The organism is Tenacibaculum sediminilitoris (genome assembly GCF_964513795.1).
Classification (GTDB): Bacteria; Bacteroidota; Bacteroidia; order Flavobacteriales; family Flavobacteriaceae; genus Polaribacter; species Polaribacter sediminilitoris.
In genome coordinates this window covers 96,628-110,048 of sequence record NZ_CAZEQR010000050.1, presented here as the reverse complement: position 1 = coordinate 110,048, position 13,421 = coordinate 96,628, and the positions used below count along the sequence as shown (strand labels likewise).

At 31.9% G+C, this 13,421-nt stretch carries 12 protein-coding genes; 9 read left to right on the top strand and 3 right to left on the bottom strand.

Annotated features, from left to right (window positions below; genetic code table 11):
• Positions 1-51 precede the first annotated feature (51 nt).
• From porK to ACKTSW_RS13410, 5 genes are all read left to right on the top strand, one after another.
• Positions 52-1,428 (top strand): T9SS ring complex lipoprotein PorK/GldK, encoded by a 1,377-nt coding sequence (gene porK / locus ACKTSW_RS13430; RefSeq protein ID WP_408025764.1) that lies wholly within the window; start codon positions 52-54, stop codon positions 1,426-1,428.
• Between the two features lie 42 nt (positions 1,429-1,470).
• Complete coding sequence (gene porL, locus ACKTSW_RS13425) at positions 1,471-2,121, top strand: type IX secretion system motor protein PorL/GldL (RefSeq protein WP_408025763.1); 651 nt, start codon at positions 1,471-1,473, stop codon at positions 2,119-2,121.
• A 43-nt stretch (positions 2,122-2,164) separates the two neighbouring features.
• Positions 2,165-3,700: a type IX secretion system motor protein PorM/GldM gene (gene porM, locus ACKTSW_RS13420; RefSeq protein WP_408025762.1), complete on the top strand. Its 1,536-nt coding sequence runs from the start codon at positions 2,165-2,167 to the stop codon at positions 3,698-3,700.
• An 18-nt stretch (positions 3,701-3,718) separates the two neighbouring features.
• Positions 3,719-4,579: a type IX secretion system ring subunit PorN/GldN gene (porN, locus tag ACKTSW_RS13415; protein WP_408025761.1), complete on the top strand. Its 861-nt coding sequence runs from the start codon at positions 3,719-3,721 to the stop codon at positions 4,577-4,579.
• Positions 4,580-4,662: 83 nt separating this feature from the next.
• Complete coding sequence (locus ACKTSW_RS13410) at positions 4,663-5,709, top strand: NAD(P)/FAD-dependent oxidoreductase (RefSeq protein ID WP_408025804.1); 1,047 nt, start codon at positions 4,663-4,665, stop codon at positions 5,707-5,709.
• 3 nt (positions 5,710-5,712) lie between these two features.
• Here the strand turns inward: ACKTSW_RS13410 and ACKTSW_RS13405 are convergent, their stop codons facing one another.
• Positions 5,713-6,129, bottom strand: a complete 417-nt coding sequence (locus ACKTSW_RS13405) for a DUF983 domain-containing protein (protein WP_408025760.1) — start codon at positions 6,127-6,129, stop codon at positions 5,713-5,715.
• Positions 6,130-6,247: 118 nt separating this feature from the next.
• On the opposite strand from ACKTSW_RS13405, the gene ACKTSW_RS13400 reads away from it, so the two are divergent.
• Complete coding sequence (locus ACKTSW_RS13400; RefSeq protein ID WP_408025759.1) at positions 6,248-8,164, top strand: ABC-F family ATP-binding cassette domain-containing protein; 1,917 nt, start codon at positions 6,248-6,250, stop codon at positions 8,162-8,164.
• A gap of 73 nt (positions 8,165-8,237) precedes the next feature.
• Here ACKTSW_RS13400 and ACKTSW_RS13395 read toward each other — a convergent pair whose 3' ends face one another.
• A complete protein-coding gene (locus ACKTSW_RS13395; protein ID WP_408025758.1) occupies positions 8,238-9,164 on the bottom strand; it encodes an MBL fold metallo-hydrolase in 927 nt (308 codons plus the stop codon).
• A 420-nt stretch (positions 9,165-9,584) separates the two neighbouring features.
• On the opposite strand from ACKTSW_RS13395, the gene ACKTSW_RS13390 reads away from it, so the two are divergent.
• From ACKTSW_RS13390 to ACKTSW_RS13380, 3 genes are read left to right on the top strand one after another with little or no spacing between them, the layout of a single operon-like run.
• A complete protein-coding gene (locus ACKTSW_RS13390) occupies positions 9,585-10,448 on the top strand; it encodes a winged helix-turn-helix domain-containing protein (protein WP_408025757.1) in 864 nt (287 codons plus the stop codon).
• A gap of 32 nt (positions 10,449-10,480) precedes the next feature.
• Positions 10,481-11,422: a 1-aminocyclopropane-1-carboxylate deaminase/D-cysteine desulfhydrase gene (locus tag ACKTSW_RS13385; RefSeq protein WP_408025756.1), complete on the top strand. Its 942-nt coding sequence runs from the start codon at positions 10,481-10,483 to the stop codon at positions 11,420-11,422.
• On the top strand, positions 11,422-12,216 hold the full coding sequence (locus tag ACKTSW_RS13380) for a glucosaminidase domain-containing protein (RefSeq protein WP_408025755.1): 795 nt from the start codon (positions 11,422-11,424) through the stop codon (positions 12,214-12,216). Before ACKTSW_RS13385 ends, ACKTSW_RS13380 begins: the two co-directional genes overlap by 1 nt.
• A 48-nt stretch (positions 12,217-12,264) precedes the next feature.
• On the opposite strand, the gene ACKTSW_RS13375 is transcribed toward ACKTSW_RS13380, so the two are convergent.
• On the bottom strand, positions 12,265-13,395 hold the full coding sequence (locus ACKTSW_RS13375; RefSeq protein ID WP_408025754.1) for a hypothetical protein: 1,131 nt from the start codon (positions 13,393-13,395) through the stop codon (positions 12,265-12,267).
• Positions 13,396-13,421: the final 26 nt, after the last annotated feature.

Below are 13,421 nucleotides of genomic sequence, written 5' to 3'. Positions count from 1 at the left end.
TTTAATAAAAAAAATAATAGGTTTACGCCTCTTTTATAAGAAAGATATAATATGAAAAAAATAATAGTACTTGCATTGTTAGCATCTATCATCTACTCTTGTGGTTCAAGTGGCGATAGAGGAGAATTGGTAGGAGTTACGTCTAAAAGAAAATGGTTTGCAGAAAAACCATATGGTATGGCTAAAATACCAGGAGGATCTTTTACCATGGGTAAACAAGATGAAGATCCTATGGGAGCCATGAATGCGCCAACAAAAACGGTTACTGTACAACCATTTTATATGGATGAAACAGAAATAACCAATAGTGAGTACAAAGCATTTGTTCATTGGGTAAGAGACTCTATAACGAGAACAAAACTAGCTTATCAAGCAGAGTTTGCTTTTTTAGGAGGTGATGAAGCGAATGCAGGAAAGAATGCAGAAGGAATCCAATTGTATGCTTTTGCTTCAAAAGATACAGTAAACGAAACTCCGTATGAAAAATACATGCGTGAGAACTATTACGAACTAGGAGAAGGATTAGATTCTTTAAAACCATTAAACTGGGAAGAAGAAATTGTTTGGGATTCTCAAGAATATCCAGATGCTGATTATGTTGAGGTAATGGATTCTTTATACATAAAGAAAGACGAAGCTTTAAATGGTATTAGAACTTTTAATACAGAATTGTTAAATTATAGATATTATTGGTTTGATAATGAGGCAGCTGCAAGAACAGGAAAGAACAGAAAAGATTTCTTAAAAGATAAAGTAATTAACGTATACCCAGACACCACAGTTTGGATAAAAGACTTTAATTATTCCTACAATGATCCAATGCATCAAGAATATTTTGCTCATAAAGCCTACGAAAACTATCCAGTAGTTGGTGTTACCTGGAATCAAGCAAAAGCATTTTGTCACTGGAGAACAAAAACTAAAAACAGTTATCAACGATCAAGAAAAAAACTAGGTTTAGTTCCAGCATTCAGGTTGCCAACAGAAGCAGAATGGGAATACGCAGCTCGTGGTGGCTTAAATTACGGTAAATATCCTTGGGGTGGGCCAAGTACCACAAGTGATAGAGGGTGTTTCTTAGCAAACTTTAAACCAGTACGTGGAGACTATGCTGCCGATGGGGCTCTATATACTGTTGAAGCGATGTCATATAACCCAAATGAATATGGATTATTTAACATGGCAGGGAATGTTTCTGAATGGACAAATACAGCATACAACCAAATGTCTTATTACATGGGGTCTACAATGAACCCGAATGTTGAAATTAAAGAAAATAGAAGAAAAATTATCCGTGGAGGATCATGGAAAGATGTTGCTTATTTTTTAGAAGTTAGTTCTCGTGATTGGGAATATGCAGACACAGCAAGAAGTTATATCGGATTTAGAACAGTACAAGATTATTTAGGTACTAATAAAAGTAATTAATAAGAAAACAAGAATAAATATTAATCCCCAAAATTTAAAATTATGGCACAATCAAAATCAACTAAAAAATTATTTAACATGGCTTACGGTTTGGGAGCCTCAGTCGTTATTTTAGGAGCATTATTCAAAATTATGCACTTTAAAATTGGTCCATTAACAGGTGGAGTTATGTTAACCATAGGGTTAGTTGTAGAAGCAGTGATTTTTGCTATTTCAGCATTTGAACCTATTGAAGATGACTTAGATTGGACAAAAGTATACCCTGAGTTAGGAGATGGTCAATCAACAGGAGGAAGAGGTAAAGAAGCATCTCCTGAAGAGGCACAAAGTATGTTATCACAAAAATTAGATAATATTTTAAGCGAAGCGAAATTAGATGCGCAGTTAGTATCTCGTTTAGGAGATAGTATAAAAAACTTCCAAGGAGCAGTAGAGCCTTTAGCATCAGCTTCTCAAGCGATTTCTGCAACAGGTAGTTATAATGAGCAAATGACAAGAGCAGCAGCTCAAATGGAATCATTAAATAGTTTATATCAAACACAAGTTGAAAATGCTAGTAAGCAAGCGGATTTAAATTCTGCAATGGTAGAAAATTCTCAGCGTTTACAAGAGCAAATGCAATCCTTAGCAACAAACTTATCTTCTTTAAACGGAGTATACGGAGGAATGTTAACTGCAATGTCTAACAAATAATTAATTAGTTTATCTAATTTATTTATAAAACAAACTAATTAATATGGCAGGAGGAAAGCAGTCACCAAGGCAAAGGATGGTAAACTTAATGTACCTTGTATTTATTGCAATGTTAGCAATGAATATGAGTAAAGAAGTTTTATCAGCTTTTGGATTAATGAAAGAAAAATTATCGGCGTCTAATATAAGGGCGACCGAAAAGAATGAAGCATCTTATGATGTATTAGCTCAAAAAGCAGCTGAACAAGCGAAACAATACGGAGAAGCTAAACAAAAAACAGATACGCTTAGAACAATGGCGGATGGGTTTTATGCTTATATTGAAGATTTAAAAACTCAAATGACAAGCGATTTAGAAGATAAAACAGCTTATGAATCGATGGATAAGTCAGGTTTCTTAGATCAATACTTTTTTGCGAATGGAAAAATTAGTCCTAAAGGAAAAGAGTTTGTTGATAAGATAAACGAGTTTAGAGAAAAATCTTTAGAAGTTTTAGGAGAGTCAGAATTATCTGAAGTAATTAAAGAACGTTTTAGCACTACCGATAAAAAAAATAAAGAAGGAGTAACTGTAAACTGGTTAAAATATAACTATGAAGGTTTCCCTTTAATAGCATCTTTAACAAAGTTAACTCAGATTCAAGCAGATATTAAAACTACAGAGTCAGATGCTCTATCAGCTTTATTACAAGGAGAGTTACAAAGTGCAGTATCAATGACCAAGTATGAAGCTATGGTTGTTTTTGATAAGGGAGCTTATTATCCAGGAGAAAAATTATCTGGTAAAGTTATTTTGGGAAAAAAAGACCCGAATTTAACAGCTGAAAAAGTAATTATTAACGGAGAGGAAATTGCTGAAGAAAAAATTCAGGCAGGTCAAGTTATTTTAGACGGACCAGTAGGTAATGTAGGAGATAAAGAGTTATTAGGAGAATTTAAGTTTAAAGAAGCTGATTCTACTGTTACCATTCCAATTAAAGGAGCTTATGCTGTTATCCCAAGACCAAACGAAGCATTAGTTTCAGCTGATAAAATGAATGTTGTGTACCGTGGTTTAGCTAACCCATTAACAATTTCTATTCCAGGGGTACCAGGAAACAAAGTAAGTGCGAAGGCTCCAGGACTTAGAAGAGTTAAAGGAGATAGTTATATAATGAGCCCAGGAAATGGTAGTGAGGTAAACATCGTGGTTACTGGAACGCCAACTGGAGCAGATAAAGGAGTTCGCTCTGTTAAGAAATTTAGAATTAAAGATATACCACCAGCGGTAGGTATGGTAAGAGGTCAATATGGTACTGTAAAAATGCCTAAGTCTAGTGTAGGTAGAGTTAGTGTTGCAGCTGGACTACCAGACTTCTTATTCGATTTAAAACTAAACGTATCGAGCTTTAAAATAAAAGTACCAGGGCAAGTAGCTATTCCTATTAGTGGAACAACTATGACCTCTAGAGCTAAGGCAGCGTTAGCTAAGGCAAGAAGAAATGATGTAATTACTATTTTTGATATTAAAGCATCAGTTTCTGGCTCTAACTACAAAATTAAAAAAGTACTGCCTGTTAGTATAGAAATTACGAATTAATAAGTAAAACAAGAAAGTATGAATTGGAAGCGTTTTTATATGGTTTTATTCGCTTTTGCAGCGACAAGTTATGCAAGTGCACAAGCTAACCTTTTAAATGCTAAAAAGGTAGATGAAATTGGATTTAAATCTGAAGCACAAATTGCTTCAGAAGATGACAAACCACTTCCTTACGGCTATATTAGTGATAGAGATGTATTGTGGTCTAAAGTGGTGTGGGAATATGTAGATTTAAATCAAAAAATAAATCTTCCGTATTATTATCCAATTGATACTATGAATGCAGGTTTAACAAGACGTTCTTTATTTGATACCTTGCTAAAAGGTATTAAAAATGGTGAAATAAAAGAAGTATATAACGACTCTTACTTCACTACTAAAATAGGAATGGAACAAGTAAAATCTATGACATTTAATCAACGACAAAATGGAGATTATGTTGATGATTATTTTATAAAGTCTGAAGATATCAAAGGATATATGCTAAAAGGTATTTGGTATTTTGACAAGCGTCAAGGTGAATTAAAGTACCGTTTGTTAGCATTAGCTCCTATGGGGCCAGATGTGCAAGTAATGGGAGTTGAAGAGATTGATGACAAGGAAAGTGTATATGAGCTGTTTTGGGTGTTTTTCCCAGATGTTAGAGAAACATTACACAGTTCTAAAGTATTCAACCCAGAAAACTCAGCACAACCGCTTTCTTATGATAACTTGTTAAATGCAAGACGTTTTACGTCTACGATTCTAAAAGAAGAGAACATTTATGGAGATAGATCAATTTCTGACTATGTTCGTGGAAACTCTTTATTTCAATTGTTAGAAGCAAATAGAATTAAAGAAGGTATTCGTAATAGAGAAATGGATATGTGGAATTATTAATATTCCTATTCAATACAAATACAAAAAGAGCTTGCATTGCAAGCTCTTTTTTATTGTAATAATAGTACTTTTGGAGTATGAATATAGCGGTAGATTACATTATAGTAGGTTTAGGACTCTCAGGAATAGCTTTTACAGAACTATTACTTAAAAATAACAAAAGTTTTATGGTTTTTGAAGATGATTCACAAGTATCTTCAGTTGTTGCGGGAGGAGTATATAATCCTGTAATTTTAAAACGATTTACACCAGCTTGGAACGGACATAAACAATTACAAAAAGCAATACCTTTTTATCAAGAATTAGAAGAAAAGCTAAGAATTAAACTAGATTACAAGTTTACCACTAAAAAAGTATTTACTAATGTAGGTGATGAAAATAACTGGTTTATAGCGTCTGACAAACCCATGTTATCTTACTATATGGATCCAAAAATTTCAAAAGAAAAAATAAAAGGAATTATAGGTGATTATGGTTTTGGAGAACTAAAAGGCACAGGTAGAGTTGATACACCTTTATTAGTAAATTCTTATAAAGAATATATTAAATCATTAAAAAGTCTTATAAAAGAAGCTTTTGACTATTCAAAAATACAGATTTTAGAAGATAAAGTTAGTTATGATAATATCACAGCAAAAAGAATTGTATTTAGTGAAGGGTTCGGATTGAAAAAAAATCCGTTTTTCAATTATTTACCACTAAACGGAACAAAAGGAGAGACAATTACAATTTATGCACCAGAATTACAAATAGATTTCTTATTAAAAGGAAGTGTATTCATTATGCCTTTGGGTGATAATAAATACAAAGTAGGAGCAACGTTTAATTGGACTGATAAAACTTCTATTCCAACAGAAGAAGGCAGAAAAGAACTTGAAGATAAACTACAAAAGATAATAGCAGTTCCTTACACTGTAATAGAACAATCAGCAGGAATACGACCTACGGTAAAAGATAGAAGACCTTTAGTAGGGAAACACCCAAAATTTTCAAAACTAGCAGTTTTAAATGGTTTAGGAACAAGAGGTGTAATGATTGCGCCAACTGTCGCAGAAAATTTATATAATCACCTAGAAAAAGGTGAAGAATTAGATAAAGAAATCGATATAAAAAGATTTTTAACAGATTAACCGTTAGTTGCTAGTATCCTCAGTATTCTCTTTAGAATGTATTTTGCCTGCTTTCTCATCATAGCTCACAAAAAGATTAATCCAAATAATTCTTGAAAGACGTAAGCTGATAGGAGTCAATAATAAAGAAACTACTATAATAGCAATAAAACTTTGTAAAATAGCTAGTCCGATAAATACCTTTGCAATAATAAAAATAGCTACAAACAAAGCAACAGCAATTGCGTAGTTAACATACATAGCCCCAAAGAAGAAAGAAGGCTCCATCATATATTTTAAATTACACTTAGGGCAGTTTTTATGTAAAGCGGTCATTTTTTTAGGGTTGAAATTAAGTTTGTATTCAAAAAACTCTCCTTCATGGCAACGAGGGCATTTATTATTAGAAATACTATACAATTTACTTCCCTTTCCAAACATATCTTCTAAGTATTAATTCAATTAACTATTTCCTTTTTGTAAGTTTGCACAAGTTTCAACAAAAATAAAACACTTGTTTGTAACTAGGGTTACAAAATGAAGTAATTAACTATAAAATATGCTAAACGTACACGATTTATCAGTTTCATTTATGGGGACAGATTTGTTCTCTGGAATCACTTTTAAATTAATTAAAGGTGATAGAATTGGATTGATTGGAAAAAATGGAGCAGGTAAATCTACCTTATTAAAAGTATTAGCAAAAGATATTGAAAGTAGTGGAGGAACCTTAGCTTTTGATAAAGAAGTACGTATCGGTTTTTTACGTCAGGATATTGATTTTGAACAAGGAAGAACCATTTTAGAAGAAGCCTACCAAGCATTTACCGAAATTAAAGAAATTGAGTTAGAGTTAGATGAAATTAATCAGCAACTAGCAGAAAGAACCGATTATGAAAGTGAGTCGTATAATCAATTAATTATCGATTTAAACGAAAAAACTGAACGTTATGAGTTGCTAGGAGGGTACAATTATCAAGGAGAGACTGAAAAAATATTACAAGGATTAGGGTTTCAACGAGAAGATTTTGATAAGTTAACCGATACCTTTTCTGGAGGTTGGCGTATGCGTATTGAACTAGCCAAACTATTATTACAGAACAACGATATTTTATTACTCGATGAGCCTACCAACCACTTAGATATTGAATCGATTATTTGGTTAGAAAACTTCTTAAAAAGTTATGCAGGAGCCATTGTATTGGTATCACATGATAAAATGTTTTTAGATAACGTAACTAATAGAACGATAGAAATTTCTTTAGGACAAATTTATGATTATAAAAAACCGTATTCTGAGTTCTTAAAACTGCGAGCAGAAATTAAAGAAAAGCAGTTACAAACCCAGAAAAATCAACAAAAAGAAATAGAACATACTGAAAAATTAATTGAGAAATTTCGTGCGAAAGCAAGTAAAGCTTCCATGGCACAATCACTCATTAAAAAACTAGAAAAAGTTGAGCGTATTGAAGTAGATCAAGATGATAATGCGGTAATGAACGTTCGTTTTGCCATATCAAAAGAACCTGGTAAAATTATTGTTGAAGCTGAAAATTTAACCAAGAACTACGGAGAAAAAGAGGTTTTAAAAGATGTTGATTTATTGATTGAGCGTAATAGCAGAATTGCTTTTGTTGGTCAAAACGGACAAGGAAAATCTACCTTAGCTAAAATGATGGTAGGAGAAATTCCGTTTGAAGGAAACCTAAAACTAGGACATAACGTAGAAATAGGATATTTTGCTCAGAACCAGTCTGAAGAATTACCACCAGAGAAAACAGTGTTGGAAATAATGGAGGACGCTGCTACCGATGGCAATAGAATGCGTGTAAGAGATATGTTAGGTTCATTTCTGTTTGGTGGAGAAGCGGTAGATAAAAAAGCAAAAGTACTTTCAGGAGGAGAGCGAAATCGGTTAGCATTGTGTAAGCTGTTGCTATCGCCATTCAATGTGTTAATCATGGATGAACCTACCAACCACTTAGATATTGCTTCAAAAAATGTATTAAAAATGGCTTTACAAAACTTTGACGGAACCTTAATCGTAGTGTCTCACGACCGTGACTTCTTACAAGGGTTAACCACTACTGTTTATGGATTTAAAGACCGTGAAATAAAAGAATATTTGGGCGATATTGATTATTTCTTAGAGCAACACAAAATGGAAAGTTTGCGTGATGCTGAAAAAAGAACCGTAATAAAAGAAGATAAAAATACTTCAAAAAAAGAAGCCTATCAATTATCGAAAGAACAAGAAAAAGAACTTAAAAAGTTAAAAAACAGGCTGAATAAAATTGAAACGCAAATCGCAAATTTAGAAGCCGAAATAAAAAAAATAGATTTAGAACTAGCTCAGCATTACGACGAAGTGTCTTCTCGCCCTAACTTCTTTGAAAATTACAAAGCTAAAAAAGCTAAAGTAGACGAACTCATGGAAGAATGGGAGCAAGTTGAGGAGCAGGTATCTGGGTTTTAATTAAAAAATGAATAGTTAAAATTAAATTATAAGTAACCTTAATAAATAAGGGGTTATTATAGTTTTAGTTAAGCTACAGTTCAAATGAATTATTTAATCTTCCTACTTGAAAACCATTAGCTATTATCATTTTTGATTCTTCACTATTTGGGTCAATAACCGGATTAGTATGGTTAAAGTGAATAAATATTATTTTTGCTTTCTCTGTTTTAGTTAGATTTTTAAATTTCTCCATGCTCTCAATAATAAAAGGGTGCGGTATTTCTGAGATATTTCTATTATTAATTTCTTTTTCATTAAAAAATGTTGCATCTAAAAAAGCATAATCGACCTGTTTTATTTCGTCAATAATATTGTTTTTCCATTTCTCCCATTTATCAATATCAGGAATAAATAAAGCGGATTTATTCGGTCCAATAATTTTGAAACCTACAGTTTCAGAATACTCATCTCTATGAGGAACTATAATTGGTATTACTTTTATATTAGATGTTAGTGTAACTGTTTGCTCATTTTTAATATTGTTTAGTCTTATATTGTGGTTACTTATTAATTGATTCCATGGGCCATTATTTTTAAAGAAATCACTCATCTTGGGCATCGCATAAACAGTTACATTTTGTGCGTTTTTAGCTTCTTTTCCTAAGTACATTAGTCCCGCATAATGACCTATATGTGCATGTGTAATAAAAATTCCATCTGGCATTTCATTTTTACTAACGGGTTGTATGTTTTTAAGAACCTTTAACTGGCGAGAAATATCTGGCGTAGCTTCAAATAAATACTTTTTGTTGTTTGGACCATCAATTAAACCCAAAGAAATTACTTGTCTGTTTTTGTCAGGATTATTAAATAGATTTTTACAACATTTTTTCTCACACCCGATGTGAGGTGATCCTGCATCTTGTATGTTTCCTAAAATAACTAATGAAGTATTACTTAAGTCTTGTTTAAAATCAATTGATGTTTCACTTTGCTTATTGTTTTTACAAGAAAACATTAACAGTATTGGTATGAAGAGGAGGGTATTTATTTTCATTAAGCTTTATTATTAAAAACGTTTAGTTCTTAAACATAAGTATAGTTAAAACTGATTATATTATACTTGATGTTTTAAAAGCCAAAGATAAGTGTAAACTTATTTTTAAGGTTAATTTAATGATATTTTTTACAGTTTTTTTGTTTGTACTATCATAAGTGTTTATGAGATTATATAGCTTCGTTTTAGTTCGTCGTTTGTTATTCCTGTAAAGGTTAACCATAAGAAGTAATCTTAAAATAGTTTAGTTACTTTTATTGATAAGTTTTTTATCTCAGTTTAATTTCAGTTTGAAATGATAGTAAAAAAATGACAAAAAAGTGTAAAAGAAATGTCAACTATTGCTCAAAGTAATTGAAAAGTAGGATATTTGTAGGTAATATGAGCAATAACTTCAACTTAATAACTACCAAAATAGAACTATACCTATTTGCTGTGATAACCTTGTTTATATCGTGTACAACCAGCGAAAATTTTTCAGAACGTGTAAAAGTTTCACTTCGAAATGTAGGACACCAGTTATTGCTAAGTAATGCAGATACTACCTCACTAGTTTTACCTGTACAAAAGTTCAATGAATTAACCTTTAAACTAAGTTTTCAAAACAATTTGGAGATTGAACCAGATGGTTTGGTAGCTTTTGTAAACAGAAGTTTTAAAAAGTCAAATTTTCCAACAAATTACATTTTAGAGGTCAAAAATTGTGATGATGAGGAAGTAGTGTATAGCTACGAAATGCGAAAAAGAGAAGAAAAAGCAATCATTCCGTGTAAAGGAAGAACATTACCGCAGGGTTGTTATTTTATAGAAGTTCAATTTCTTAAAAAGAGTACATCAAATAAAAGTCAGTTTATTTTTTATGGATTATTGTTCTTAACTCTAGTATTCAGTGTAGCGGTGTATCAAAAGAAAAGAAAAAGCACAGCAACAAAAATTAATAATCAAACTAATGTAGCAACTTTAGGTATTTTTGAGTTTTACCCCGAACAGCACAAATTAGTAAAGCAGACGACCGAAATTAGCTTATCTAAAAAAGAATGTGAATTATTGGAAATCTTTATTAGTAAACCCAATGAAGTTATTAAAAGAGAAGAACTTATGAAAAAGGTTTGGGAAGACAACGGAGTGGTGGTTGGGAGAAGTTTAGATACCTATATCTCTAAACTCCGGAAAAAGCTAAAAGAAGATACTTCTATAAAAATAACCAACATTCATGGAGTAGGGTATAAGCTAGAAATAGAGTAAACACTTATTTTTGCATTGATAACTATTTTAAAATGCTGTTTCAACTAGAAATTCCGACACCTGAAAATCAACAAGTCGACCTGCCCATTTTAGCTTCAAAAGGAATTGAACTTTTAATAAAGCGAGAAGACACTATTCACCCATTTGTTTCAGGGAATAAATTTAGAAAACTGAAGTACAATATTGAAGAAGCAAAACAACAAGAAAAAGATACGTTGTTAACTTTTGGAGGTGCTTTTTCAAACCATATTGCTGCTACTGCCGCAGCAGGAAAAATAGCAGGACTTAACACCATCGGAATTATTAGAGGAGATGAATTAGGAAGAAATTTAGCAGCAACACTCTCTCAAAACACCACGTTGAAAAACGCATATGATAAAGGAATGCAGCTCAAGTTTGTGTCAAGAGAAGCCTACCGAAACAAAACTTCCGAAGAATTTATCAATCAGTTAAAAAAAGAATTTGGAAATTTTTATTTGGTTCCCGAAGGAGGAACGAATGCTTTAGCGGTAAAAGGTTGCGAAGAGATTTTAACAAACGAAGATGAAAAATTCGATTATATTTGTTGTGCTGTTGGTACTGGCGGAACGATTTCAGGATTGATAAATTCAGCTAAAAATCATCAAGAAGTAATAGGGTTTCCTGCACTGAAAGGTGATTTTTTAATAGATGAAATCAAAGCCTTTGTAAATAGGAACGATCATTGGAGCTTACAAAACGAATACCATTTTGGAGGTTACGGAAAATATACAGAGGAATTAATCCGTTTTATAAATGAATTTAAAACGCAAACAAGTATTTTGCTAGACCCTATTTATACAGGTAAAATGTTATTTGGAATAGTAGATTTAGTAGCAAAAGACGTATTTCCGAGGAATAGTAAAATAATCGCAATTCATACAGGAGGTATACAAGGTATCGCAGGAGTAAATCAAAAATTGAAGCATAAAAACAAAGAGTTAATAAAGGTTTAATGAGGGTAAGAGTAGTTTTTTTAGCAGTATGTGCTGTAGTATTGACAAGTTGTGGTTCGGGTAAAAATGTGGTAAAATCTACTCCTAATAAGGTAGTTTTAGAATCAAGAGAAGAAAAATTACCAGAAGTACCACAGTTAGAACAAATACAAAAACCAATATTAACTACAACAAATCATACCGAAGCGTATATTCAAAAATTTGCACCTATTGCAGTTAAGAAAATGCACGAACATGGTATTCCTGCTAGTATTACCTTAGCACAAGGAGTATTAGAGTCAGGAAGTGGAAGAAGTGCATTAGCTCGTAGATCAAATAATCATTTCGGAATTAAATGTCATAGAGGTTGGCAAGGGCATAGTGTAACCCATGATGATGATGAAAAAGGAGAATGTTTTAGAAAGTATAACTATCCAGAAACTTCGTATGAAGATCACTCACAGTTTTTATTAACTCGTAAGCGATATGCAAACTTATTTAGATTAAGACATACGGATTATAAAGGTTGGGCTTATGGATTGAAAAGAGCAGGATATGCAACAGATAGGAAGTACCCTCAAAAGTTAATAACGATTATTAAAAAATATAATCTCAATAAATACGATAGAATACAACCAGATGGTTCTTTAGCAGCAAAAACACCAAGTTATAAAGTCAGTTCTCATAAGGTACAAAAAGGAGATACATTGTATTCTATAGCACGAAAATATAATACTTCCGTTAAGAAAATAAAAGAAGTAAATAATTTAGAAAGTAATAATATTAGTATTGGTCAAGATTTGTTGGTAAAATAAAAAAGCGGAGTAAATACTCCGCTTCAACTAATCAACCCCTAATCAAAACTACCAAGAATAGTTTTTCTTTTTTGCTTGTTTTTTAATAGCTCTAATCATTACACTTTCTAATTCATTTTTTTTAGAACTTTCACGTTGTTTTTTGGCAACAAAAGCCTTTCTTTTTTTATTTAATTCTTGAATTTTTTGTTGAATTTCAGTACGCTCTTTACGTTTCTTTTCAACATGAACTTTAATTTCTTTAGCAGATTTATTTTGTAGTTGTTTAGGAAGCTGTTTCTTTTTTAAAGAACTGTAATTAATTTCTCTCTCTTTAGAAGCATCAACCAAATCCCATTCAGCATTATTATATAGTTTAGAACTTTTAGTTACGGCTCGTTTTACTACCACAGCTTCATCCAAACTTTCCGCATTCATATCTTGTTTTGCTTGATTACGGTGTTTAGAATACCCGTAAGAACCATAGTGTATATACGTATTGTTTAATCGCTTGTTTAAAATAATAATATCGTTGTCATAAGGAGTTACAATATGTACAATATGCTTGTTTTGATTAATAGTCATATAATCACCACCTCCATAAATAGCTCCGTCTTGCCATTTACCAGTAACCCCTTGGTTGTAATTACCACAAAAAATAGTATTTATTGTAATATCTTTTTCTTTGGCATTAGTAATAGCATCTTTGTAATTAATTTTTCCTTGTGTAAAAGGTTCATTTCCCGCTATAAAAATCATTTTCAAATCACGTTTATTGTTGCCCCACGCTAATTCATTTAAAGAAGTTTGAATTACCTGCCCGCAGTATTCACTCCCTCCATCTGTACTTAAAGAAAATAAATACTCAGAAATCTCATCTAAATCACTAGTGAACTGTAAAACTTGTCGGATATATCCTTCTTTAGAAGGTAAATTAGAGTTTCCGTACTCGTACAAAGCAATTTCTAAGTTAGGAGTAATACCACTGCATTTAGCATACGATAACTCGTTTACAATTTCCCATAATTGTGCTTTTGCTTGATTGATTAACCCATCCATACTATTACTAGTATCAAGTAACAATGCAACTTTAACCGTTTGTTTTTTTACTTTTCTTGTAGGTTGATTTTCATTAGCAAACGTAGTTACCGTTAGTAGTACTAAGCAAAAGAAAAATACTTTTAATGCGTGCGTTTTCATAATTTTTGTTTTTAGTTATTAATTGG